Origin of the sequence: Chitinivibrio alkaliphilus ACht1 (genome assembly GCF_000474745.1) — a bacterium.
GTDB classification, from domain to species: Bacteria; Fibrobacterota; Chitinivibrionia; order Chitinivibrionales; family Chitinivibrionaceae; genus Chitinivibrio; species Chitinivibrio alkaliphilus.
This window is the reverse complement of the sequence record NZ_ASJR01000016.1, coordinates 25874-49576: the sequence shown is the minus strand read 5'-3', so window position 1 is coordinate 49576 and position 23703 is coordinate 25874. Positions and strand designations below refer to the sequence as shown.

The 23703-nt window shown below is 46.0% G+C and carries 26 protein-coding genes; 13 read left to right on the top strand and 13 right to left on the bottom strand.

Features of this window, described 5'->3' with window-relative positions:
• Positions 1-78: 78 nt before the first annotated feature.
• Together CALK_RS08715 and CALK_RS08710 are read left to right on the top strand one after the other, a co-directional pair.
• The gene (locus CALK_RS08715; protein WP_022637318.1) at positions 79-975 is read left to right on the top strand and encodes a TRAP transporter TatT component family protein; all 897 of its coding nucleotides are present in this window, start codon (positions 79-81) and stop codon (positions 973-975) included.
• A gap of 79 nt (positions 976-1054) precedes the next feature.
• The gene (locus CALK_RS08710; protein WP_022637317.1) at positions 1055-1864 is read left to right on the top strand and encodes a flagellin; all 810 of its coding nucleotides are present in this window, start codon (positions 1055-1057) and stop codon (positions 1862-1864) included.
• A 7-nt stretch (positions 1865-1871) separates the two neighbouring features.
• Here the strand turns inward: CALK_RS08710 and CALK_RS08705 are convergent, their stop codons facing one another.
• Positions 1872-2195, bottom strand: coding sequence for a MerR family transcriptional regulator (locus tag CALK_RS08705; RefSeq protein ID WP_022637316.1), 324 nt, complete (start codon positions 2193-2195; stop codon positions 1872-1874).
• Positions 2196-2200: 5 nt separating this feature from the next.
• The gene (locus tag CALK_RS08700; RefSeq protein ID WP_022637315.1) at positions 2201-2851 is read right to left on the bottom strand and encodes a hypothetical protein; all 651 of its coding nucleotides are present in this window, start codon (positions 2849-2851) and stop codon (positions 2201-2203) included.
• A 322-nt stretch (positions 2852-3173) separates the two neighbouring features.
• On the opposite strand from CALK_RS08700, the gene dnaA reads away from it, so the two are divergent.
• Positions 3174-4574: a chromosomal replication initiator protein DnaA gene (dnaA, locus tag CALK_RS08695; protein WP_081698094.1), complete on the top strand. Its 1401-nt coding sequence runs from the start codon at positions 3174-3176 to the stop codon at positions 4572-4574.
• Positions 4575-4578: 4 nt separating this feature from the next.
• Here the strand turns inward: dnaA and coaBC are convergent, their stop codons facing one another.
• The 8 genes from coaBC to folK are packed head-to-tail and all read right to left on the bottom strand — an operon-like array spanning position 4579 to position 9384.
• Positions 4579-5793 carry a bifunctional phosphopantothenoylcysteine decarboxylase/phosphopantothenate--cysteine ligase CoaBC gene (gene coaBC / locus CALK_RS08690; RefSeq protein ID WP_022637313.1) on the bottom strand — a complete coding sequence of 405 codons (1215 nt, stop codon included), beginning with the start codon at positions 5791-5793 and terminating at the stop codon, positions 4579-4581.
• Between the two features lie 5 nt (positions 5794-5798).
• Positions 5799-6029: a DNA-directed RNA polymerase subunit omega gene (locus CALK_RS08685; RefSeq protein ID WP_022637312.1), complete on the bottom strand. Its 231-nt coding sequence runs from the start codon at positions 6027-6029 to the stop codon at positions 5799-5801.
• An 11-nt stretch (positions 6030-6040) separates the two neighbouring features.
• Positions 6041-6916, bottom strand: a complete 876-nt coding sequence (locus CALK_RS08680) for a YicC/YloC family endoribonuclease (protein ID WP_022637311.1) — start codon at positions 6914-6916, stop codon at positions 6041-6043.
• A gap of 1 nt (position 6917) precedes the next feature.
• Entirely contained in the window at positions 6918-7910 is a 993-nt protein-coding gene (cgtA, locus tag CALK_RS08675) for an Obg family GTPase CgtA (protein WP_022637310.1), read from the bottom strand.
• A gap of 6 nt (positions 7911-7916) precedes the next feature.
• On the bottom strand, positions 7917-8123 hold the full coding sequence (locus CALK_RS08670; RefSeq protein WP_022637309.1) for an FmdB family zinc ribbon protein: 207 nt from the start codon (positions 8121-8123) through the stop codon (positions 7917-7919).
• 44 nt (positions 8124-8167) lie between these two features.
• A complete protein-coding gene (locus CALK_RS08665; protein WP_022637308.1) occupies positions 8168-8365 on the bottom strand; it encodes a hypothetical protein in 198 nt (65 codons plus the stop codon).
• Complete coding sequence (locus tag CALK_RS08660; protein ID WP_155851838.1) at positions 8346-8888, bottom strand: TatD family hydrolase; 543 nt, start codon at positions 8886-8888, stop codon at positions 8346-8348. The genes CALK_RS08665 and CALK_RS08660 overlap by 20 nt, the downstream gene beginning before the upstream one ends.
• A 10-nt stretch (positions 8889-8898) precedes the next feature.
• Entirely contained in the window at positions 8899-9384 is a 486-nt protein-coding gene (folK, locus tag CALK_RS08655; RefSeq protein WP_022637306.1) for a 2-amino-4-hydroxy-6-hydroxymethyldihydropteridine diphosphokinase, read from the bottom strand.
• Positions 9385-9457: 73 nt separating this feature from the next.
• Between folK and lpxK the strand changes: the two genes are divergently transcribed.
• From lpxK to rsmI, 4 genes are read left to right on the top strand one after another with little or no spacing between them, the layout of a single operon-like run.
• On the top strand, positions 9458-10477 hold the full coding sequence (gene lpxK / locus CALK_RS08650; protein WP_022637305.1) for a tetraacyldisaccharide 4'-kinase: 1020 nt from the start codon (positions 9458-9460) through the stop codon (positions 10475-10477).
• Entirely contained in the window at positions 10470-10904 is a 435-nt protein-coding gene (locus CALK_RS08645; RefSeq protein ID WP_022637304.1) for a hypothetical protein, read from the top strand. Before lpxK ends, CALK_RS08645 begins: the two co-directional genes overlap by 8 nt.
• Complete coding sequence (gene ruvX / locus CALK_RS08640; protein WP_022637303.1) at positions 10901-11314, top strand: Holliday junction resolvase RuvX; 414 nt, start codon at positions 10901-10903, stop codon at positions 11312-11314. Before CALK_RS08645 ends, ruvX begins: the two co-directional genes overlap by 4 nt.
• Positions 11311-12012 carry a 16S rRNA (cytidine(1402)-2'-O)-methyltransferase gene (gene rsmI / locus CALK_RS08635; RefSeq protein WP_022637302.1) on the top strand — a complete coding sequence of 234 codons (702 nt, stop codon included), beginning with the start codon at positions 11311-11313 and terminating at the stop codon, positions 12010-12012. The genes ruvX and rsmI overlap by 4 nt, the downstream gene beginning before the upstream one ends.
• On the opposite strand, the gene CALK_RS08630 is transcribed toward rsmI, so the two are convergent.
• The 3 genes from CALK_RS08630 to CALK_RS08620 are packed head-to-tail and all read right to left on the bottom strand — an operon-like array spanning position 12009 to position 15716.
• Positions 12009-14063, bottom strand: a complete 2055-nt coding sequence (locus CALK_RS08630) for a chemotaxis protein CheA (RefSeq protein WP_022637301.1) — start codon at positions 14061-14063, stop codon at positions 12009-12011. The genes rsmI and CALK_RS08630 overlap by 4 nt on opposite strands.
• On the bottom strand, positions 14056-14478 hold the full coding sequence (locus tag CALK_RS08625) for a response regulator (protein ID WP_022637300.1): 423 nt from the start codon (positions 14476-14478) through the stop codon (positions 14056-14058). Before CALK_RS08625 ends, CALK_RS08630 begins: the two co-directional genes overlap by 8 nt.
• Positions 14479-14489: 11 nt before the next feature.
• Positions 14490-15716 (bottom strand): sensor histidine kinase, encoded by a 1227-nt coding sequence (locus CALK_RS08620; protein ID WP_022637299.1) that lies wholly within the window; start codon positions 15714-15716, stop codon positions 14490-14492.
• A 144-nt stretch (positions 15717-15860) separates the two neighbouring features.
• On the opposite strand from CALK_RS08620, the gene CALK_RS08615 reads away from it, so the two are divergent.
• From CALK_RS08615 to CALK_RS08590, 6 genes are all read left to right on the top strand, one after another.
• A complete protein-coding gene (locus tag CALK_RS08615; protein WP_022637298.1) occupies positions 15861-17396 on the top strand; it encodes a glycine--tRNA ligase in 1536 nt (511 codons plus the stop codon).
• Positions 17397-17483: 87 nt separating this feature from the next.
• Positions 17484-18509 (top strand): D-alanine--D-alanine ligase family protein, encoded by a 1026-nt coding sequence (locus CALK_RS08610; RefSeq protein WP_022637297.1) that lies wholly within the window; start codon positions 17484-17486, stop codon positions 18507-18509.
• A 155-nt stretch (positions 18510-18664) separates the two neighbouring features.
• Entirely contained in the window at positions 18665-19501 is an 837-nt protein-coding gene (locus CALK_RS08605; protein ID WP_034637542.1) for a right-handed parallel beta-helix repeat-containing protein, read from the top strand.
• A gap of 21 nt (positions 19502-19522) precedes the next feature.
• Positions 19523-20329, top strand: coding sequence for a right-handed parallel beta-helix repeat-containing protein (locus CALK_RS08600; RefSeq protein ID WP_022637295.1), 807 nt, complete (start codon positions 19523-19525; stop codon positions 20327-20329).
• Positions 20330-20347: 18 nt separating this feature from the next.
• A complete protein-coding gene (locus tag CALK_RS08595) occupies positions 20348-22690 on the top strand; it encodes a tetratricopeptide repeat protein (RefSeq protein ID WP_022637294.1) in 2343 nt (780 codons plus the stop codon).
• Positions 22691-22999: 309 nt separating this feature from the next.
• Positions 23000-23284, top strand: coding sequence for a TRL domain-containing protein (locus CALK_RS08590; RefSeq protein WP_022637293.1), 285 nt, complete (start codon positions 23000-23002; stop codon positions 23282-23284).
• Positions 23285-23703: the final 419 nt, after the last annotated feature.

The following is a 23703-nucleotide window of genomic DNA, read 5'->3' as shown; positions in this document are numbered from 1 at the left end:
TGTACCATTTTCTCCACAGATCGTACCCCACAGTATATTTTCTGATACAACCAACCTCCTTCTTTGGACGACGTACTCATGCGTACCCACTTTACCCTTTGTACTCTATTACTCATTCTATTTTCCTGTACACGACGCATCAACACCTCCTTAGTAGACCAAGTAACTACTCAAGAGCAGAATGTTTTTCAAAGCGATGACGACCCCGCGTTTATTGAATCCGCTCTTCCCTTTGCTCTGAAAATGTACGAAAGCCTTATCCCCCTATCACCAGAAAACAAAAACCTCTACCTTACCCTTGCCCAAGGATATACCTCGTACAGCTATCTCTATCTTGACCTCCCCGCAGATACCCTTGTTTACACAGACAGCGCCAAAGCAGCAGCCCTCCGCACCCGGGCAAAAAAACATTACCTCCGCGGACGCACCTATGCCATCACGGGACTATCTATGGAAAACCCTCAATTCATGCGCGGTCTCTCTTCTAATGCAGACTCCCTTCTGGCTTTGGTAGACTCCTCCGACATTGACCTCCTTTACTGGGCTGCCATATCGTGGATGGGTGCCTTTCGACAAAACCCGCGAAACATGCGCCTTGCCCTTTCCATGCCCAACGCCCGCCGCCTATTATCTGCGATTCGAGACCACTCCCCCAACTATGGAAATGGCGCCTTGAAAGATTTTCTTATTACCTATTACGCCACCCTGCCAACCTCCATGGGTGGAAGCCTTGATTCGGCAAAATACTACTTTCAGAAAGCCACTGAAACCGCCAAAACTCCTCGACCCGCCACATATATTAACTACGCCCTGGCAATAGCTTACGCTGAAGAAGACAGGGATACCTTTGGCAAAATGCTCGAAAAAGCAATTGCCATAGACCCTCAGAAAGACAGAGACAACCTCCTCCTCCGAACGGCGCAGCAAAGTCATGGCAAATGGCTTTTGCGGAACAAAAAACTTTTATTCGAATAATTTATTATTTTATTAAAGCTTTTGCATATTCTGCCGATAAATGTATTGGGGAAGTTATAACTCTTAACGGGGAGGTACTATGCGAATAGGAACAACGGGGAATTCCCTATTTAACAGAAACCAGAGAAGTTTACAAAGCGCTCTCATGCGTCTGTCTACGGCACAGCGCATCAATACAGCCAGTGATGACGCGTCGGGACTTGCCATATCAGAGCAGCTGTCTTCTCGAGTACGAGGCTTTAGAACCGCAGGAAGAAATGTACAAGACGCTATGTCCGCCATGAACGTATCTGATGGAGCGGGAGAGCGCGTAACAGACATCCTGCAACGCCAACGGGAACTTGCTCTACAGGCAGGAAATGGCACCCTCTCTGATAGAGACAGGGAGATGATGGACCGTGAGTTTCAGCAACTCAATCAGGAGATTGAAGAAATCTCTCAAAACACGGAATTCAACACGCAAAATGTTGCTCAAGGTAGCGATCTCACCGATGGAAATCAGGAAATATCTGCAGGACCAGACGGTGGCGATACCATTGCCATTCCTGAGGTTGATTTTCGTCCTGAAACACTCGGCATGGACACTGCAACAATTGCTACCACAGCAGATGCACAGGAAGCACTGCAGTCAATTGATGCTGCCCTGGAGCAAGTATCAGACCAGAGAAGCGAAATAGGGTCGACCATAAATCGATTCAGCACAGCCATATCAACCATCCAAACTGCAGAAACAAATACCACAGCTGCGGAATCTGCGATTCGAGACCAAGATATGGCACGGGGAATTGCTCAGTTAACCCAAGAACAGCTTCTTTCCGAGAGTAGTACGCAAGCCTTCTCTCTGTTTCGAGAGATCAGCAGTGATCACATTATGAATCTACTGCAGTAAGACCTTGCTATAGCATGTTGAGAAGATGCTGAAGCTCCTGCACGAATACAGGATCACAGAGCATCTTCTCTGTCTTTTTATAATCATCAAGGGGAATAGAGAGAAGCCGCGTCAGCTTACGTTTCGCACCCTCTATGGTATATAACTCCTCGTAGAGGAGATAGAGTATCTTTTCAATAATATCAAAATCTCGCTGCTGATACCGACGACTCCCACCGGCACTTTTTTTTGGACACAAACAGGAAAACTCTTTCTCCCAGAAACGTAATACATACTGCTCTACCCCAAAATGATTGGCGGTTTCACCAATGGAGTAATACTTCTTTTTCACAGAACTCAGTCCTGTTCAAAAGCAAGCCCGAGGCGAAGCTTAAACACATCAGGGGCATTATTGTTTGAACCAGAGTACCGTACTTCAATATACGGAGATAGGCGTGGTGAAATCCGAAACTCACATCCGGCAAAAATATCTGCACCCAAGCCAACATCGGTTGTTCCACCATTCGTATACTCTCCCCCATAATTAGTATAATAACTATTTCCACGGAAAAACTTCACCGTTTCAGAATGGTAGTAAATAGGAATGGTTAAAAGACTCAACCCCGCGTAGGGCTTTACCACATCGGAGATCGGAGGAAAATACTTGGCTGAAAAAAGGTTGAGATGAATTGCAAAATCAGTAAGCTCAACTTCCCGAGACCCCACATACCCCGGAGAACTGCGCTTCCAACTGTCATGACGCAACCAAAAATCGATGGTCGGCGCGTAGGCAATCTCACCGGCTGACCCCAGGGAAAAACGGATATCCCCGTTGAAACCTGCTCCCACGGCTGGGTTATTATTAGAAAAATAGCGTCCCCAACTTCCTTCAGGAACATAAAAACCAAGACTCGGCCCAAGAGCCCATGAGTCATAGGACCTTCCAAAGGCCCCGCTGAGAAGGAACAACACAACACAGATCATTTTACAATTCAGAAATGTCTTCATAGGGACTCCTGTCTTTTGTTAGCATGCACGTAAAATTATTTACGAAATAAAATAATGCAAGAAAGAATATACATTGAAGATACAATGAGATGTTACAGGAGAAGTAGACCCATACCACTTCGATATAAGATGAATAAAATCATGTACTTTTCTATACATAAAGACGACAAAGACATGCGATTTATACTTGTTAAAAACTGCTGTATAAGGGGGTTACATGTTTTTATGTATCTCTGATAAAATTGTCCTTTGAATTAGAGATGATTTTTATTATATTCATCAAGTTTGCAATACATAATGCTCCCATGAAAGCAGGCATACCTTGGCTCTGAGATCTATCGAAAAATCGACACAAAGACACCATTCCCGTTTATGGGAAGAAGTGCTGCACGATGTCAGAAACCTCTTGAAAGATCCTGTCCAATACGAAGCCTACTTTGGCAATACCGAGCTCCTCCGTATTCATGAGGAAACAGCCGTTGTTTCTATACACAATCAGTTTGTTCAAGATATTGTTGAAGAACATTACGGCTCCATGATCTTAACATTGCTGAGGAAGAAAACAGCCAATGCGGTGAAGGCCGTTGCTTTTGAGGTAGTTGAACGTGAAAAAATCACTGAACAGGTCGATATATCTGCCGAAGAGGAGAGCGCGTCTCAAAGGGAACCTGAAAGTCGAATCATTAACGGAAACCTGTTCTACCCCGACTACACCTTTGACACCTTTGTCGTAGGAAAAAGCAATCAAATGGCATACCATGCAGCCTTATCTGTGTCTGAAGCACCGGGAATGACATCCTTTAACCCCTTTACCATCTATGGGAAAAGTGGCTTAGGGAAAACCCACCTTCTTCAGGCAATCGGCCATTTTTGCAAACATGAGGGGACAGCCGAAAACATCTACTACATTACCGCTCACGACTTTCTACAACGATTTCTTGATTTCATTTATAAACGACGCGATCTCAATGCCTTTTATCGCGAATTCCACCATGTGGATGTATTACTCATTGACGATATTCATTTCTTGAGCAATAAAATAAAAACTCAAGAGTGCTTCTACTCAATTTTTAGCAAACTCATTAATCTCAACAAACAGATCATCCTCACCTCAGACCGGCTTCCCAGTGAGATTCCTCACATGCAGGAAAATTTAGTAAACCGATTCAAAAATGGTCTTGTTGTTGATATCAAGCCCCCTTCTCTCAAAACTCGGCTTTCCATCTTGAAGCAAAAAGCAAAAACTGATAACATTCAGCTCTCAGATGATGTATTAGAGTACATGGCATCACAGATTACAACAAACATCCGTGCCTTGGAAGGGGTGCTCACGAAGGTACTTGCCTCGTCCATATTCTGCAATCGCGAATTGGATCTTGAGACGGTACAAGTTCTTCTGGATGACTATCGCCGTGAACGTAAAGAGAATGTAAGTATCGAAAAAATACAAAACACCGTCTCTGCCTATTTCGATATCAGCCCCAATCAGCTCCGAGCACATACACGGAAAAAATCAATTTCCTTTCCCCGTAGTATAGCCATGTATTTATCAAGAAAAATGACAAAACAAGCTCTGCGAAGTATTGGCCTTGAATTTGGCGGAAGAGATTACTCAACAGTTATTTATGCCTGTAAAAAAATAGAGAAACTCCGTGAGACCGACACACAGTTCAAGACAACCCTTACCTCTATTGAAGAACGAATACGCACGAGCAGCAAATAAGCTATTAGACTGAAACAACCGCCTCTAAAATTCCCCGTGCTGCATCATTTTTCGAGACATCGTGCATGTGCAAAACCACAGCGTCACTGGCACGTGACAGAAGCCGTATTTCCGTGGTATCTCCCTCTAATCCTTCAGATACCGTATTATACACCGTAAAATCGGCATTTTTTCGCCGCATCTTCTCCGCAGCACGCTCCAACCCTTCCGTTTCAAGAGAAAAGGTAATCAGAAGCTGGTGTGATGACTTATGACGACCAAACCATGCTGCAATATCTTCATTTTTTTCTAAGGCAAGGGTATATTTCCCCTGGGAGTCACCGGAGGCCTCTCGACGAATCTTCTCTGAAGGAACATCTCCTGCACAGGAGAAATCACCGACGGCAGCGGCCATAATACCCATATCACATGACGACATATGAGCTTGCACCGCCTTATGCATCTGTTGCGCTGTTGTCACTGACACACAGCAACATCCCGCGGGAAGCTGTTCCCGTTGCGGGCCATGAATAAACACGACGTCCCGAGCACCTAAATATAACGCTGCCCGTGCAAGGGCTGTGCCCATTTTTCCGCTTGATCTATTTGAGAGTACCCGTACAGGGTCGAGGGGTTCACACGTTGGTCCGGAAGTAATGAGGATACGCTTTCCCGCTAGTACTGGAATGTAGGATGATGTTGCCATATCAATATACGCATAGAGATCTTCTGGTTCAACCATTCGCCCAGCACCACGAACACCACATGCCAACTCCCCCTCTGCTATGGGGAGAATACAGCAGTTATGCCGCTGTGAAATAGCGTGAATATTCTCCTGCACCCCTTCATTCGCCCACATGGCGTCATTCATGGCAGGAGCAAATAGCAGGGGTACTGTCAGGGAAATACCGAGAGTGGTTAGAAGGGAATCAGCCAAGGCACATCTAAATTTTCCCAAAGTATTGGCAGTTGCAGGCGCTACGAGAAACAAGTCGGCCCATTCCTGAAGGGAAATATGTCCCATATCATACTCGGAGCTGGTGACTTCCGTATACACGGTATTGCCAGAAAGAGTGCGGAGCGTTTCTGCCGAAACTAACCGTGCCCCCATGGGCGAAAGAACAACCTTCACTGCATAGCCATTCTTACGCAACAGCCGTACTAATATGGGTATTTTATATGCAGCAATACCACCGGAAACACCAATCAGAATATTCCTGATCTCCCCCGACGTATTCATAGAAACTACTCCTGGTACTCTTCGCTCTTCTCTACCTCAACAACCTTACCCTCATAGAGCCGGCGGATGGCAACCGTTTCTGGTTTTTCTCCACCGAGATCATCAATACCAAGAGCTTGCTGCTCCCGCAAAAAACGTGCTTCCTTTGCTGCCATGACAACCGCCTTGTATCGGCTGATACCTCGCTCTTTTTCAAATTTATCAAGATTCATTTCTAATCGTGCATCATTAGCCATAAAGACTCTCCTTATAGTATATTTAACGCCTGTTCACGTATTTTCTCAACCTGCTCTTTTAGCTCAACCACATGCTCCGATATGGTTATGTCGTTTGCCTTGGAGCCTATTGTGTTAATTTCACGCCCCAATTCCTGCAACATGAAGTTAATTTTCTTTCCACTTTCGTCACGATCAATAAGAGATTTTAATGCCTCCACATGGGCCCTCAGTCTGGTAATTTCTTCAGTGATATCAAACTTCTCCGCCATGAGAGCAACCTCAGTATAAAAACGAGTCTCCTCGCAGGAATCATTTTGATACTCACGAAATACCGTGGCAAGTTTTTCACGATATCGCTCTAAGCGTTGCGGTGCCACCTCAAAAATCTGCTCAACTCCCTCTACAAGGGTAGTTATGATCTGAAGAAACTCATCTTGAATAAAAGCCCCCTCCCGTCTCCGCTGCTCCACAAGAGGAACAAGGGCTGCCTCTACCGCTGCGGAAAGATCCTCCCATAACTGCTGCTCATCAAAGGTGGGAGACTCATGAGTAATAATCTCCTTATAAAAGGGAGAAAGGGTATCAAGGCCAATATGGTCATCAATACCATGCTCCTGAGCCATCTGCTGAAGGGCAGTAACATACTTACCAGCAAGATAAGAGTCATGCGACACCTGTTTTTCTGAATCGGGAAGCTCGTGGTGTATAGAAACATGAACTGAACCACGAATTAACACATCGGAAAGCCGTTTTCGCACACGTGCTTCAAGGGCATTAAACATCCGAGGCGCACGGTACTGTATACTTAAATATCGATTATTGACACTTTTTATCTCTACTTTATAGAACCCCGACGGACGCTCTATTTCACTGCTGCCAAAACCAGTCATGCTTACTAAGGGCATATTATCCTACCTCTACGGGCTCACGTTGCGAGCCTTTAATTTGTGCTACCAAGGTAAACAAATGGTGAAGAACCTCTGTTACCCCTTGGCCAGTAACTGAGGACATAGAAAACCATCCTTCCGGAACAACCGTATCAGCAGAGATGTCACCCTTGGTGAGAATAAACACCCGGGGTTTTTCCAAAAGAAGCGAACTGTATTGACGCAACTCCTCCACAATTTTCTCTGCTTCAGCAAGAGGATTTTCGCTCTGCCCATCCACAAGTATTGCCAAGACCTGGGTCCGTTCTATATGTTTTAAAAACTGAATACCAAGCCCTTTTCCCAAGTGGGCACCATCGATAATTCCAGGAATATCTGCAATGGTAAAGGACTGATGTCTTCGTGGAAGTCGAACAACACCGAGCTGAGGCTGTAGGGTTGTAAAAGGATAATCAGCAATTTTGGGATGTGCCTTGGAAACCGAAGAAAGAAAGGTCGACTTTCCCGCATTGGGCTTACCAACAAGCCCCACATTCGCCATAACCTTTAAGACGAGTTTCATTTTCAACTGTTCACCGGGCATCCCGTATTGTGCATGATCTGGGTCTGGATTATTTCGGCTTACCAGAGCTGCATTTCCCCGACCACCGCGACCACCTGCGGCGACACAGAAGGTTTCACCAACTTCAGTAAAATCATGAATAATTTCATCCGTGTCATAGGTGCGCACCGTGAGACCTACGGGTACATCAATATAAATATCTTCTCCATCTTTGCCGTGTTTATTCTTACTTCCGCCATGATCTCCTCGATTTCCTCGGAGAATATGACGAATGGAAAGATCCTGCAAGGTCTCTACTCTCTGAGAGGCGCGAAAAAAAACACTTCCACCGCGACCACCATTTCCCCCATCAGGTTTCCCCTTGGGTCGAAACTTTTCACGAAGGTAAGAAAAGCACCCACGCCCACCATCACCGGCATGGATTTCAACAACAGCCTCGTCAATAAACATATAATATCACTCTACTTTTTTTCGGTTGTTTTTAAAGTCGGTCTGATAAAACCCTGTTCCCTTAAAAACAATACCACTTCCCGCACCGATGATTCGACGAACTGTACCACCACAGTCGGAAAAGGTACATATCTCCAAGGGCTCTTCAGACATTTTCTGAAAGAGAGAAAACTGCTTTCCACAGCGGGAGCACTCATACGAATAGGTTGGCATACGAAAACCCCTTTTAAATCTTACGAGGCTTAAAATATATGATCTCAAGGAGGAAAAGTATAATCCCCTGTATTATTTACCGCAGCACGAAGGAACCATTCACAATTCATACGGACCTGTCGCATTGCCCTGTGCAGTGACCACTCTTTCTCCTCCGCCCATAATGTGAGAAGAGAGAGAAGTAGTTTTCGCCGTACCTCATCACTGTCATCAAGATCCGTTTCAAAACAGACATGCCCCATTGGAGTTGCACGAAAGGCTTCTTTTTTTATAAAACCCCTTTTTCATAAGGGAAGGACCATAGGAAAAAAGGATTTTCCCATACCCTTGTAGACGCGCAAGAACCTCCACAGACCCCGCAAAATCATGCATGAGAAGCCCACCAGGAGGTACACCGTAGTGATCTAAGAGCGAAAAAAAGCGATCCCACATCCCGGTAACATGTAGTACCATGGCACGGTTGTACGTATGCGCAAGAGAAAACTGCCACCCCAACACCTCTTCTTGCAACAGACGTATATCCCTACTCTTGTGGGGGTGCAACCCGCACTCCCCTATCATGGCAGCGGACTGTGCAAGACGGATAGAGAGACGCTCATGCCAATTGGCAGGCAGAGTTGCCACAAAGGTGGGATGTATTCCTAGGGATATGGCACGCTCGTCCCCTTCTAATGACACCGCTCTATCCCACTCATCCCAGGAAACGGTAGATACCACAGAGTAGATACCCGCCTGGTCAGAATCACTCAAACAGTGACAATGCATATCAAAGAGCTCAGAGGTCAAGGGGGGTTATCTTTTGGTGCAAAATCGTTTTCGGTATAACATACTCATCAAAGGGCGGAGCATCACCAACTCGCCAGTGCGGCACCAGTTCACGCAACCCCTCCAAAATAAAGCGACGATGAAATAATGCGGGATGAGGAATTTGCAAATTCGGCTCATGCACTTCTTCGCAACCAAAGAGCAGAATATCAATATCGGCAGTACGGGGGGTGTATCCCCCTTTCTCCTGACGCCCCCATCGAGATTCAATCCTCTGAGTTTCCCGAAGAAGCGTGGCGGGGCTCCCCTCATAGAAACCAACCAGTAAAATATTCAGGTACGGCGAGTGTTCTTTCGATACCCCCACAGGAGCAGTTTCAAAAAGGGTGGAATAATCCGCATGGAGAATAATCTCTTCTAAACAGCGTTGCATCTGGTGTATATAGAAAAACCGATCCCCCACATTGCTTCCGAGACTCAAGACAACCTTTGCCATACGTGCTCCTGTTCTCAACAATGTATATTTAGCATACAAGTAAAATACTATCTGACAACTCCGGTGAATACCCATGAAAAAACTTTTCCACCTGCTTTTATCCCTTCTTTCAATACTGTATGGAGCCGCTATTCAGTTACGAAACCATTGGTACGACTATCGCGGCGGATACACAACCACCACAGGCCCAACCATCAGCGTGGGAGGAATCTCCGCAGGGGGTACGGGAAAAACCCCCATGGTTTCACATATAATTTCCCTTGTAAGTCGCCAGGGATACACCCCTGTCCTTGTTACACGCGGATATGGACGAAAAGAAAACAAACATCGAATTATTTCCCCGGAAGAGTCCACCTTCTATGCTGAAGTTGGTGATGAACCACTCATGCTAAAACGACGCCATCCCAGCCTATGGCTTGCCGTGGGAGCACATCGTAGCAAAAACCTCCGTGCCATGGAAGAAAAAAAACTTCATCGACCAGTCTATATTATGGATGATGGATTCCAGCACAGGCAGGTAGCACGCCACCTTGACATCGTTACGCTGCCCCCTAACATACGCACAGATAAGCTTATCCCTGCAGGAAAAATGCGCGAACCACTCCACAACATTTCACGGGCAACACACTGTGTTTGTATGAATAACGAGAAGCGTACGCGCTCCTGCACACCGACACAATTCCTCCCCACCCAAAAGACCCCTCCGCAAATTCTGAGTGCTACCATAACAGCACACCACTGGGTGCATACGCGCGATGGAAGAAAAAAGACGTACATACCAGGAACGGTGGATCTCTTTTCAGGCATTGCTCGTCCCCAAAGGTTTAAAAAGAGTTCTTTAAATAAATCTGGAAAAATTGGGAAACACATTATATTTTCCGACCATCACACCTATAGAAAGTGTGACTATAAACGGATAAACTCTCTTTCAGCGGAAAATATTGGCACAACAGAAAAAGATTTTATTCGTTTGGATTTAAAAAAATTGGATTTTAGGAAAAACTTTTGGTATCTTTATACACAGGTAGATACGCGGGAGCTTTTGTCTCTTGACAAGGCAATTATCGAATTATGCGAGGAAACACATGAATAAACACGTACGAAGATTTTCGTCCCTACTGGTTCTCTTACTCCCCCTCATGATAGCTCTTGCGCCTACGGCTGTTTTGGGAGAAGAAGAGCGCGCTGAGAAAGTTGCCTATGTAGTTCAGAGTGGAAATATTTATAAATCCCTCAGCCCCGACTCTGATATCCTCATGATCGCTCCACGTCATAGCCATTATAAAATACTCGAAACGAGCCCGGAGTGGTTGCGCGTACAAACAAGCCGTGGCCCCGGCTGGATTCGAACGATCAACTGTCGTATTGACGAAAAATCTAATATCAGCTTGAAAGAAGCAGGAAACACACGGTTCATCCTCTTCTTTAGTGCCATACTAATAGCCCTCATTGTAGGAGTTGCCATTTTTCTCACTTCACGCAAAGATGATGAAGAGGAATTTGACAGCGACTTTCTATGAAGTATATGGCCATCGATTACGGCATGCGAAGGATTGGCATTGCTGTATCAGACCCCCTCGGAATCATTGCTCGCCCAGTTTGCACAATTGACAGAAAGGTAGAAGATACCTTTCCCCGCATCCAGGAGATTATCAGCCAAGAAGAGCCGGAAAAATTGGTGTTCGGCCTTCCCCTTGATCACGATGATCAGGAAACAGAGATGTGTGCTGCAGTTCGTTCCTTTGTTGCGAAACTCTACGATAAACTCTCTCTTACCCAGCCCTATGCGTATCAAGATGAAAGCCTCAGCTCGGTTACAACACACCGACTATTGAAAAAACAGGGAACAAGAAAACAGCGGCGCAACAAAAAGAACATCGACAAAATAGCCGCATGCATTTTTCTCGAGGAGTTTCTTTCCGAACTATGACGGGCACTTTATATCTTGTGGCAACCCCCATTGGCAATCTCGCAGACCTCTCGCTTCGAGCAGGAAAAATACTTGGTGAGGTGACCTGCATTCTTGCGGAAGACACGCGAGTATCTGGGAAATTACTGAAAGAATACCATATTTCCACCCCTGTACGTGCCTATCATGACCACAACAAGGAACGTGTAACAGACTCTTTCATAGAGCGATTATGCTCCGGAGACAGTTTAGCCCTTATTACGGATGCGGGAACCCCCGGTATTGCAGATCCTGCCTTCTACATTGTTCGAAAAGCGCTTCAAAACAATATCACCGTATCTCCTATTCCCGGGCCAACAGCTGCCATCTCAGCCCTTATTGCAAGTGGACTCCCGACAGATCGGTTTCTCTTTGAAAATTTTCTTCCTCCAAAGTCTGCAAAACGAAAACAGTTTTTCTCTTCCATGGCAGCGGAGAAACGAACCGTTATTTTTTATGAAAGCCCGCATCGTATCATGAAAGTCTTAGATGAGTTAGACCAACTCCTTCCTGATGCCGCTGTAACCATAGCCCGAGAAATAACAAAACGCCACGAAGAATTTCTCCGTGGTACCCCTGAACAAATTATTACCACTATTGGGCAACGAAAATTAAAAGGTGAGCTCGTTGTACTCTTTAACACGCAGTTTCGTGATAGGGCTAACATATTTACCCCTTAGCTTTGACACAAGGCATCCACATCAAGAACCAAGGCAACACGCTCATCTCCCATTACCGCTCCACCGGCAATAAAATCCGGTTGCAAAGCCTCTCCAATATCCTTTAATACTATTTGACTAATACCAACAATGGCATCTACCTGCAAGGCCGTTTTAGCCTTGCTTGAATCTTCCACCACAACAACAAACCCGTCTTGGGTACCAGGACCTTTCCCTGTTAGATCGGCAAGGTTTTTCACCGCAATAATCTCATCGTCCAGGGGCATCATATGAGATGTTGCTTTGTAGCTATGTATGTGTGCGTCTTTCGAGGACAGGGTTGTGACAACCGTTTCTACAGGAAAAACAAGACGCTCACCTGCACTGCTCACAACCAACCCCTGAATTATTTGTGTTGTAACTGAAGCAGGTAAACTTATTGTGAAGGTGGTTCCTGCTCCACGTACGGTGTGAACCCCGATGGAGCCACCTGAACTTTCTATAGCAGTTTTCACCACATCCATGCCTACTCCCCTGCCGGAAATATCTGTCACGGTCTCGGCAGTAGAAACCCCGCTGCTAAACATTACAGACAGAATATCCTCTTCTGTCAATGTATCAGTGGGAGTGATAATCCCCATGGACACCGCCTTATCCCGTATTTTATCGGTATCTACCCCAGCTCCATCATCACTAACCGTAATAAGGATATCTCCGTCAACTTCTTCTGCAGTAATTCGGATGGTACCTTCCGGCGACTTCCCCTGCTTTTTACGCTCCTCTGGAAGCTCAATACCGTGATCCGCGGAATTACGCACCATGTGCACCAAGGGAGCATCAATCTTTTCAACAAGAGTTTTATCTATTTCTATATCGCCATTTTCTATCACTGTTACGATCTTCTTATTCAGTGTATCCGCCACCTCACGCACAATGGTGGGCATACGTTTTACCACTTTTCCAATACTAATCTTTCGAATATCCATGATGGATTTACGCAACATCCGGGAAAACCCCTGAAAATTTTCCGTGATTTTTTTATGACGAAAGAGTAACTCTTCCCGTGTAAGAGATTCATCAAGTAGTTGTACATGAAAATTACGATACATCTCTTCTACAATCACCAACTCTCCCACAAAGGATAAAAATTTGTCAACCGTAGACTCCTTTACCCGCATGGTCTTATCGTGAGAAATCTTTTGGGGTGAATCAGGTTCTTCCTGAGAACTATTTTTCCGCGGGGCCTCCGGTGTTTTTACAAAGGCTGCAGAGTTCAGCTCTACTAATTTATCCTGGAGAATACTCCGCATAAGTGGATCAAGCCCCACCGTGTCTTTACAAACGCGAAAATCATCCCACACACTCTCAAGAAGATCTTTCCCCCCTTCGTTCCATTGGTACGCCTCCTGTAACTCCCGAAGCTGCTGTTCCACCCATGCCGTATCAGCATCGGAGAGGAGATCGCTCTCTTGCTGTTCGAGAAAAAACGCAAGAATCGTATCGATAAGAGGAAGGGAACGTCCCTCTTGGGGCTGAACATCACGTGTATCAGCATGCCCCTCTGTGGTTTCTCCCCGTACAGAATCGATGTACGTAATAAGCCTGTCGAGATCTTTTAATTCATGAATTGTGTTAATACGACGCAACTCTCTTTGAATCTCCAGAAGGCTCTCTCCGGAAGAGGCAAATAGGGAGGTGCATTTTTCCAGAAGGTCATCCACCGATATGGCCGGTTCAACACCGCTGTTTTCGCGGACTCCTCGAAAGAGCTCTTCTAAACGGGATGTTCCCTCTAAAAGAGTCTTTATGACCGTTCCAGAGAGGGACAACTCATTATTTCGAAGCTTATCCAACACCTGCTCCAAGGCATGGGCGAGCTCCTTAACCCGAAAGAGTCCAAAATAGGACGCGTTCCCCTTCAGTGAGTGATATACACGAAACACGGCTTGGATGGTCTCGAGATCGGCTTCTTCTTCCAGACGCAGAATATGTTCTGAGACATCGGTCAAGTCATCTGACGCTTCGTCGATAAAGCCGATGAGTACATCAAGATCAATCTCAGAATTACTCATGCCCCCTCCTATTGTCTTTTAGTATATGCAGCTTTTCAAGCCACCGACTATGCCAGGCCCCCGCACGATGCACGGCCTCATCCAGCTCTGTTAGATCTCCCAACGGCTTAAAAATGCAGGTGTCTGCTCCGCGGCGCATGCAGGTTAAAGCGTTTTCTAAGGAAACATAGCCCGTTATCATAATAATCTTTACCATGGGATACTCTTCATTAATCAGCTTCATTAACTCCGTGCCAGATTTACCCGGCATGACAATGTCTGATATGACAATATGCACCAACTCAGACTGAAGTACCCCCTCTGCAGCATCAACCCCTTCTGCGGTTGAACAGGAATACCCCTTTAGACGGAAATGACGAGACAGCATATCACGAATCTCTTTTTCATCATCGACAATGAGAATACGATACTTCATACAATCATCCTTTATGTTGAATGTTTCGGTATTGAGAATGAAAAGAGAGCACCACCAAGCTCTGAGGAGGAAGCGCGAATTGTTCCTCCATGTTGTTCTATAATTCCCGCGCAGATTGACAACCCTAAACCGGTCCCTTTTCCCGGCTCTTTGGTGGTAAAAAAAGGAGAAAAAAGTTTTTCCCGCACCGATTCTGCAATGCCCGGTCCGGTATCATGCACATGTACCCATACATCTTTGTCATCCTCCTCTGTAGCAATACGAATACGCTGCTCACGGCCCTCCAGAGAGTGTAACTCATCTACGGCGTTAACGAGAAGATTCACCAGAACCTGCTCCACCTTTTGGTAATCTCCATACACCATAAGCGAGTCATCCACTTCTAGATCAAGGGCTATATTTTTTAAGGATGCCTGCAGCAAGGCGAGCGAATCATGTATCAACGCAGCTAAGGAGAATTCTGTTTGTTCAATGGAATCTTTTCTGGCATAGAGCTTTAACCCCTCGACGATTTTCCCAATACGATTCACCCCCGATTCCATGGCTGAGAGAATGGGGGGAATTTCCTCTATGGCAAAATCGAGGCGAGAAGCATCTTCAGGAGAAACCTCTTCACGAAGTCCGTGAAGCCCACGCCGTATGAGTGGCCATAACTCTTTCAGAATTGAGATATTCCCGCTGATGAAGGTACTTGGATTATTCACTTCATGGGCCACCCCCGCCGTCAGCATTCCAATGGTGGTTAAACGATCTGCGTGAATCAGCTGTTCCGCCCGTTCTTGGGCCAGACGCTCCATCTCAAAGGCATATTTGCGTAAGGCACGGTTTCGATCAAAGAGAGATTTTTCTAATTTGTAAAAGCGTAATCCCGCTCGAATCCTCGATTGCAGAATAATTGGATCAAAGGGTTTTATAATGTAGTCATGTGCGCCCGCTTCAAGCCCCCGGGAAATGTTTTCACTCCCTTCCTTCGCCGTAAGAAGAATACGATATACGGAGGACTCACACTTCTGTTTCATGAGACGGCGACACACGGTAATACCGTCATAGCCAGGCATATCCCAATCTAACAGGGCAACAGAAACAGCACCGCTATTAATAATCTCTAAGGCCTCAATGCCATTATCCCGCACAATAACCGAGTAGCCCCACTCCTCCAATGCATTTTGCAGGAGTAATTGTGTAGTCATATCATCATCAGCAACAAGAATCGGATGTGCTTTCATAAGGGTACTCATATCTCCAAAAAAATGAGTATACCATAGGAATTGATCGAGGGAAAGGAAAAAACAAAAGCACCACCAATTAGCCAATCTTCGCAATATCATCTCTGCATATATTATTTTAGCCAGTGCAGTACGGTTTAACCCAAAGGATTTTATATGCCAAGAGCCGGTCGTGAAGACGATAAAATGTCAAAGATAATCTCCCTGGCGAAACGACGGGGATTCATATTTCAATCCAGCGAGATATACGGTGGTCTTACCAGCTGTTGGGACTATGGTCCGGCAGGGGTAGAGCTCAAGCGCAATGTGAAAAATGCGTGGTGGCGGTCCGTTATCGCAGAGCGTGAAGATGTGGTTGGCTTGGACGCCTCCATACTCATGCATCCCAAGGTTTGGAAATCATCAGGACACCTTGACGGCTTTTCCGATCCCATGGCAGACTGTCTTCTCACGGGCAACCGCTTTCGAACAGACCACATAGAGCCGCAAAGCGGAACCGTCCTTACCTTTACCGGAGCCAAGGACGCAAAAAGCGGGAAAGAATCGGATCGGGAATACAAAGTACTGGCCACTCATAAGGCACAATTTGATAAGGCACGAAAAACTGCGCGCGAGTACTACAAGGTAAAACATGGCATTGAAAAAGCTGAGCTTCTCGGCGAAACCATGGAAGAGGTAACAAATACAACCGCCTTTAGCCCGGAAAATGGTGGCCTTTTGTCAGAAGTACGAAACTTCAACCTCCTTTTTCGAACCTTCATGGGCCCCGTAGAAGACAGTTCTGCCACGGTGTATCTTCGCCCCGAAACAGCCCAAGGTATTTTTGTAAATTTTGTCAATGTTCAGCGCGCAACTCGCAAAAAAATCCCCTTCGGCATTGGACAAGTAGGAAAATCCTTCCGCAATGAAATTACTCCGGGAAATTATACCTTCCGTACACGGGAGTTTGAGCAAATGGAACTTGAGTTCTTTGTAAAACCCGGTACGGATGAAGAGTGGTATTCCTACTGGAGAGATGCTCGCTATCAATGGTATATAAACCACGGTATCGCAGAGGAAAACCTCACCCTCCGTGATCACGCTGAAGATGAACTGGCCCATTATGCAAAGGCCTGTGTCGATATGGAGTATAAATTCCCCTTTGGCTGGAGCGAATTGGAAGGTGTTGCCAATCGAACCGACTTCGATTTAAAAGCCCACAGTGAAGGAAGCGGGAAACATCTTACCTATTTTGACGAGCAAGAAAACACTCATTATACCCCCTATGTTATCGAACCCTCAGCGGGGGCAGACCGTGCAACCCTCGCCTTTCTCTGTGACGCCTACCGTGAAGAAGGAGAGGGTAAGGGAAAACGGAAGTTGCTTTCCTTTCACCCAGCCATCGCGCCGTACAAGGTGGCGGTGCTCCCCTTAGTAAAACGTGACGGCATGCCAGAACGTGCACAAGCCCTGTACACAGAGTTTTTACAAAATGGTATCTCCGCACAGATGGAAGCAAATTCTTCAATAGGAAAACGCTATGCACGGCAAGATGAAATTGGAACATGCTGGTGTATTACCATTGACACGGATACACTCGAACAGGGAACCGTGACAATTCGTGACCGTGATACAAAAGAGCAGGTTACCATTGCTGAGTCGGAGGCGCTTTCATGGATTCGGGAAAAATTGATCGCTGCAAAAGCTCTGTGATCCCATTTTTCTCCAATTTTATCGTGGGAAGGTTTTTCAACCTTCCCATTTTTTATTTTGAAGGAAACAGAGAAGGAGTTATATACGATGAAAAAACATGTTACTATCGCCATGGGAGGCCCGTCGCAAGAGCGAGAGATATCCCTGCAAACAGGTCTTGAAATACTACGCAATCTTGATCGTGAACGATACATCCCTGCGGTTGTCCTTATCGACGAAAAAAGACAGTTCTACTTTGCCGAAACAGGTGATGCCATCACCGAGGAAGATCTCCACACCCCGAAAGAATCTTCTCGGTTCCGCGGCCCCTATTCACCACGTGGAGCTGTTTCAGTCTGGAATAACTGTGATATCTGTTTTAATGCCCTCCACGGAGAATTTGGAGAAGATGGAGTATTTCAAGGATATCTGGAAACTATTGGCGTTGCCTATACCGGAAGTGCAGTTAGCGCAAGTGCCCTGGGAATGCATAAGGGCTTAGCCAAGAAAATATTTGAAGCAAGCGGTATACCGACACCACCCTATACTCTCTATCGAAATGAGCCGGAAAAAATTCCTCATATCGCCGCACGACACGGGTTTCCCTGTTTTGTAAAATGCCCACAATCGGGCTCTTCCAAACTCATGGGAATTGCCCATACAAAAGAAGAGTTGCACGGTCTTCTCGAAGAGTACTCACAGTATGCCCCGTCGGTATTGGTAGAAACCTATATCGAAGGAGAAGAGTTTTCCTGTCCCGTCATGGAAACAGCAGAGGGTGTACAAGCCTTACCCCCGGTGTATATCAAACCCACGGAGGGAACATATTTTGATTATGATGCAAAATATAAGGGAAAATCCGAGGAGATTGTTCCCGTACCACATGCTCCTGAACTCGTGGAGCTTCTCGAGAGAACAGCGCGAGCGGTGCATATCAGCCTTGAATGTTCCGTCTACTCCCGTACTGACATGATAGTCCACGGCGGAACCCCCTTTGTCTTAGAGGTCAACACCCTTCCCGGCTTCACCCCGGCCTCACTTTTGCCAAAGTCGTATCTCTCACAGGGAAACAGCTATACGCAACTCCTTACGGAGATCATTGAAGAAAGTTTTCGAAGAAATTCGAGAAGATAGGAGCACAGGAAGAATTTATGACAAAAGAAAAGACAGAAAATATGAGAATCGCCCACTTGTTTCTCCCAAGGCATATTATTTTCATAGAACGGTCTTTTTTTTGCAAAACGGCACATTTGGTGTTATCTTTATAACTTAATACGGAGAATTGCCTGTTGAAACAGCGTATGTATGTGGGAAGACAGTTTTTAAAAAGGATCACCTTGGTACTTCTTATGCAGACAGTAATGACTCTACCTGTTCCCGCTGAAGAGATTGTGGTTTCCCCTCGGGGAAGTGCCTTACGCGAGGCCCTGCAATCGGCCCAATCTGGCACAACCATCGTGTTAGAAGATGGAAATTACTATGGAGAATTCCCGATTCCTCCGGGAGTGACCGTGGTATCTCAGAACCTGCACGGCGCAGTGCTCAACGGTGTTGGAGCCGAGCATGTGGTTACCCTTACCAACAACGCAACTCTCCGCGGCGTACAGGTACAGAACGGGCGCATTGGGGTTTTCAGTCGTGGCCTTGATAATACCATCGCGGAGTGCCGCATATCACGCAACAGGAATAGCGGTATATCATCAATTATTGCCGTACCGGAAATACGGGATAACATAATATATCGAAATGGCGGCTCCGGTATTCAGATTTGGGTTGATGATAAAGCGTATAACGGCTCTATAGAACACAATACCATCGCTCACAATGAAAACCACGGAATCTCCCTTGGTGGTGAAGCGGAAATTCATGTCCGCAACAATATTGTTGCCTACAACAAACGACTCACCTTGCAAGTGCAGGGCCCGGAGGTGACCGTGGTACAGGAAAACAACAATTACTTCGGAAACATAGAGTTTAACATGGCCCTTCCCGAAGATAATTTTTCCTACGATCCTGAATTTATCGATGCCCGAAGCGGTAACTTCAATTTTCCAAGCTCGTCACGCAGTTCCTTTGATGCTACGGATAGGGGACGTTTAGGCTCACGGATATATGATCATAAATAATAAACCCATGGAGTGCTCCATATGAAGTTGAAGCAGACCCTTTTGACCGCCCTCTTTTTTCTCATTTTCATGGGGGCAGACAGTAATGGTGAAGTACTCGTTGTGCCCTCTTCCGGTATGAGATCAATACTTTCTGCCTTTGTGCAGGCACAGCCGGGAGATACGGTGCTTGTTAAAAGAGGTATCTATGAAGAACAGATACTGGTTCCGCCCGATGTGGTCTTGAAGGCGGAGGTGAAACACGAAGCGATCATTGATGGCGGTGGACGCGGTACTGTGGTGGAGCTCAATCGTGGGAGTGTTATCGACGGCTTTGTCATTAAAAACGGTACTATCGGTGTATTCAGCAAATCTGAACGGGCCAAAATAAAGAATTGTGAAATTATACAGAACTGGATGACCGGCGTGGTGGCTGTGCGGTATGCTCCGCAAATGGAAGACAACCTCATTGCCTTTAACCGCGGCAGTGGTATTGTAACCTGGGATGCCAAGTCAACAACGGGAGAAATTGAGTATAATACCATCGCCCATAACGGCGGTTTTGGTCTCTGGCTCGGTGGACAATCAGAAGTTACATTTAAGAAAAACATTGTTGCGTACAATCAGAAATTTGGAGCACAATGGAGCAGCGAATCAGCCGCCTCGATTATCACGGAGAATAATTTTTGGGAAAACTTAAATCAATTTTATGAATTTCCTCCGGGGAATTTTCAATTTCGACCAGATTTTCGTTCTCCCCGTGTCGGTATGGACTTTCGTCGCTCCCAGGGATGCTGCGCAATTCGATCACGAGATGGCAACGTCATTGGAATCAGATACACTGAATAGGAAAGGGAAGGATATATAATGAACTTCACGAGATTAAGCAGACAGATATATGCGATTGTCCTTATTACCGCCGTCATGGCAGTTCAAGTGTATGCTGACGGGTTGCCCGGCGAATACTACATTACCCAACGGTGGCGTGACCTCTTTTCACGACACTCTCCGGCGACAAACCCTGCCTTTATGACCGAAGAAAACTACGCCTCTGTACGGGGGGTGTTTTCTCCAAGTCTCGGAGGAACCTTTACCCTCTATGAAGCGGGGATTACCTATCCCATTGGGTTATACCAGTCAGTTGGGCTCTCAGTTCTCGGGGTAAACTCCTCTGAAGAAATTGAAGGGTATCTCTGGGATCCCGGTACAAATACCTTCTCCCCCACGGGAGATTCGTGGCAAGATAACCACACCCATTTCATGGCATCCTATGCCATTAACCCATGGAACCGATTAAGCGTTGGTGCCAACCTCATCTACTATCAAATTCCAAACTTCGGCGACCCCATACAGGGTATTGCCCTTGATGTTGGTGCCTCCTACCGTTTAATGAACAATCCCGTTCTCGGCGAACATATTATTGGGTTAAGTTTTCAGAATGCCCTCTCACCAGACTTTGAATTTGAAGAGCTTCAGCAGCAGTCAATTAATGCGAAACTCTCTTGGATGGGGAAAATGTGGGATGGCAGAATTGATGCCGGAATTGATCTTGACTTTAAAGACTTTACCAGCCTTGACGAGTACTTTGATGTAGAGGTTGTGGATGGACAGGCACAACTGGTTCCCGGCGACGGTTCCATTGAGTTTGATTTCAACAGTCGAATTGGGTTCTGGATGATGCAGATGGTAAACGTCTATGGCCTTGTGGGGAATAATTATATCGGTCTTGCCGGGGGGCTCAATGTACCAACGGTTTTTGGCGGAAGAGATTTCCAGGCCAACTATCAGTACATAAGCATGTATGAAGACGATAATGCCTTTGCCCACAGTGTGTATCTCCGCAGTGAAATTGGACTCCACCGTGAGCAAAAATGGGCACGTCGCATGGCTGAGCGCCATATGATTAATGTGGGTGATTTGTGGCGACGTGCCATGCGTCACTACTCCGCAGGTGAATTTTGGGACGCCATGTTTCTTTTCGGACGAATCACTGTGGAATATCCCGAGTTTCCTCGAAATCACCTTGCCACCTACTACATTGCCCGCAGTCAAGAGGAAATGGAGATGCGTGAGCTTGCCATGGAAAACTATAACAAGGTGCTTACAGAGTTCCCTGCTTCGCAAAGCACGGTCGACATTGCACGGATGGGGCTGCTTCGTTTAAACTATCGTGAAGGACTGACCCAAGAAGTAAGTAGCCAGTTCTCAGAACTCACTCGCTCTGTAGTTGCAGACTCTATCAGCAATCAAGCCTACTACTACATGGGCGAACAAGAGCTTGCTCAAGGCAATACAAACCGTGCAATAACCCATTTCTCCCAAGTACCCCGCGAGCATGAATACTACATATTCGCTCAGCATTCTCTTGCTACTGCAGAGGCTCGAAATGGTGATTTTGATGCGGTGAAACTTCACTTGGATAATGTCATTCAAGCTCCTCTCAGTGTAGAGGCAGAAACCTATTTAGAAGAGCGACAAGTTGATTTACAACGGGAAATCAAAAATCGTTCTTACGCCCTCTTAGGATACTACTATTTTAATAATGGGCAATATCCTCAAGCCATTGCCTCTCTGCGGGAAGTGGATGACGATAGCCAGTATTATCTTGATGCTTTGGTGGGTAAAGCATGGTCAGCTTTTAAGGTACAGAACTGGCGTGACTGCCGTAACTACTCTCGCGACCTGATTGAAGCAACTGATAATCCTGTTCTTCGTGCTGAAGCGTCGGTTATTCTGGCCTACTATCACATGATGAATGATGATTGGGATGATGCGGTACAGGTATTGACGCCCATGAGTCGCGCCCTTGAGGACTTTACACCTCCAACAGAGGAGGACCTTGCCGATAAGGAAGAAGCGTATTATGAAAGCAGAACAGAATATTTTGATCTGGCAAATTCGGCAAACCGCCTCGCGCAAACAACCTATAGCTCGTATGTGGAAACACAAAAAGATAGCTTAAATCAAGTGCGCGAAAGTATTGAAGAAACTGTTCGCGCGTATCATCGGGCCTTAGATGAACTTGAACGCGATCGGTTCTTTGCCCAAGATCGTCGAAGCATCGAACAGCTTGTCAACTACACCTTGGGACGTGCCTCCGAGCAAAGCACCGTTTCAGAGGATGACGATGCGATGCGTGAACTGCAAGATCTTGAGTCAGAGGAAGAGGAACTTCTCCGTCAGCTTGAAATGCTTGAGCAAATGGAATAAGCGACTCCTCTGAGGAGAAACTATACAAGAGCTGCTCTTTCGGGGCAGCTCTTTTTGTATACTCCAACCTCTCCCCTCGAGGAGCTACGAGAACAATTAGTTACAAAATAATCGGCTTGTTGTGAGATGAGGCCATACTTTCATGTAGAGGCTCATCGTACATTTATTACCTCATCTTTCGACGAAGATTTCCAGGCTGAACAGGAACTCACTTTTCACAAAATTAAAAAAAATGGTTGAATCTGCAGGGCTCAATCATATAGCTTATCAATATAGTAAGGATTGTATAGTATAATCAAGGAGAAGAATATGAAGAAATTACTCAGTATCGTGGGAGCAACAGCACTGGTCATTACCCTTGTGGGGTGTTCTGCCACAGCACCCGTAAACGCCACGAGCAACCCCGTTGGATCAAAGGTTGGTGAAGCCGAAACCGTACAAGTCCTTGGGTTTTTCTTTGATGGCGGTGATGCAAGCATTAAAACCGCTGCCAAAAACGGCGGAATCTCAGAGATTTCTACGGTTGATTCAAAATATGAACTCTTGTTTCTTAATTTCGTTCGGCGATATACTACCATTGTTACCGGTGAGTAAGATGCCACACCATACATTTCTGCGGGAACGGAGTGTTCCGTTCCCGTAATTTATTCGGAGAACGCTTTCATGAAATACCTCTGCATAGTAAGCCTCTGTATTTTCTGCATATCCTGTACCTCGCGAACATATATCGAAACGTTTTTCCGTAGCAACAATACCCATCAATATTTTATTCGCCCCAGCAGACTCACCTCCCGTACCATGGACGTACGGATAGATTTCACCTACATACAACACGACACAACAAAGACACGGTGCAACTTTACCCTCTCCCCTTCCTAGCGTCTTTCTGCCCCACTCTCTCAAGTATTCTTCTCCTACAATGGTGACACCCTGCATCTTCATGATATCTCTCCCCTCTACCAACGACATTCAGACAAAACCTATCGCTATACCTCGCATATCTCAAACAGGGA

What these genes read in the sequence shown, in the direction of transcription:
- CALK_RS08715 (WP_022637318.1), top strand. Translation starts at nt 79, where the DNA reads ATGCGTACCCACTTTACCCTTTGTACTCTATTACTCATTCTATTTTCC.
- CALK_RS08710 (WP_022637317.1), top strand. Translation starts at nt 1,055, where the DNA reads ATGCGAATAGGAACAACGGGGAATTCCCTATTTAACAGAAACCAGAGA.
- CALK_RS08700 (WP_022637315.1), bottom strand. Translation starts at nt 2,851, where the DNA reads ATGAAGACATTTCTGAATTGTAAAATGATCTGTGTTGTGTTGTTCCTT.
- coaBC (WP_022637313.1), bottom strand. Translation starts at nt 5,793, where the DNA reads ATGAATACGTCGGGGGAGATCAGGAATATTCTGATTGGTGTTTCCGGT.
- CALK_RS08685 (WP_022637312.1), bottom strand. Translation starts at nt 6,029, where the DNA reads ATGGCTAATGATGCACGATTAGAAATGAATCTTGATAAATTTGAAAAA.
- CALK_RS08680 (WP_022637311.1), bottom strand. Translation starts at nt 6,916, where the DNA reads ATGCCCTTAGTAAGCATGACTGGTTTTGGCAGCAGTGAAATAGAGCGT.
- cgtA (WP_022637310.1), bottom strand. Translation starts at nt 7,910, where the DNA reads ATGTTTATTGACGAGGCTGTTGTTGAAATCCATGCCGGTGATGGTGGG.
- CALK_RS08670 (WP_022637309.1), bottom strand. Translation starts at nt 8,123, where the DNA reads ATGCCAACCTATTCGTATGAGTGCTCCCGCTGTGGAAAGCAGTTTTCT.
- CALK_RS08665 (WP_022637308.1), bottom strand. Translation starts at nt 8,365, where the DNA reads ATGGGGCATGTCTGTTTTGAAACGGATCTTGATGACAGTGATGAGGTA.
- CALK_RS08660 (WP_155851838.1), bottom strand. Translation starts at nt 8,888, where the DNA reads ATGCATTGTCACTGTTTGAGTGATTCTGACCAGGCGGGTATCTACTCT.
- folK (WP_022637306.1), bottom strand. Translation starts at nt 9,384, where the DNA reads ATGGCAAAGGTTGTCTTGAGTCTCGGAAGCAATGTGGGGGATCGGTTT.
- lpxK (WP_022637305.1), top strand. Translation starts at nt 9,458, where the DNA reads ATGAAAAAACTTTTCCACCTGCTTTTATCCCTTCTTTCAATACTGTAT.
- CALK_RS08645 (WP_022637304.1), top strand. Translation starts at nt 10,470, where the DNA reads ATGAATAAACACGTACGAAGATTTTCGTCCCTACTGGTTCTCTTACTC.
- ruvX (WP_022637303.1), top strand. Translation starts at nt 10,901, where the DNA reads ATGAAGTATATGGCCATCGATTACGGCATGCGAAGGATTGGCATTGCT.
- rsmI (WP_022637302.1), top strand. Translation starts at nt 11,311, where the DNA reads ATGACGGGCACTTTATATCTTGTGGCAACCCCCATTGGCAATCTCGCA.
- CALK_RS08630 (WP_022637301.1), bottom strand. Translation starts at nt 14,063, where the DNA reads ATGAGTAATTCTGAGATTGATCTTGATGTACTCATCGGCTTTATCGAC.
- CALK_RS08625 (WP_022637300.1), bottom strand. Translation starts at nt 14,478, where the DNA reads ATGAAGTATCGTATTCTCATTGTCGATGATGAAAAAGAGATTCGTGAT.
- CALK_RS08620 (WP_022637299.1), bottom strand. Translation starts at nt 15,716, where the DNA reads ATGAGTACCCTTATGAAAGCACATCCGATTCTTGTTGCTGATGATGAT.
- CALK_RS08615 (WP_022637298.1), top strand. Translation starts at nt 15,861, where the DNA reads ATGCCAAGAGCCGGTCGTGAAGACGATAAAATGTCAAAGATAATCTCC.
- CALK_RS08610 (WP_022637297.1), top strand. Translation starts at nt 17,484, where the DNA reads ATGAAAAAACATGTTACTATCGCCATGGGAGGCCCGTCGCAAGAGCGA.
- CALK_RS08600 (WP_022637295.1), top strand. Translation starts at nt 19,523, where the DNA reads ATGAAGTTGAAGCAGACCCTTTTGACCGCCCTCTTTTTTCTCATTTTC.
- CALK_RS08595 (WP_022637294.1), top strand. Translation starts at nt 20,348, where the DNA reads ATGAACTTCACGAGATTAAGCAGACAGATATATGCGATTGTCCTTATT.
- CALK_RS08590 (WP_022637293.1), top strand. Translation starts at nt 23,000, where the DNA reads ATGAAGAAATTACTCAGTATCGTGGGAGCAACAGCACTGGTCATTACC.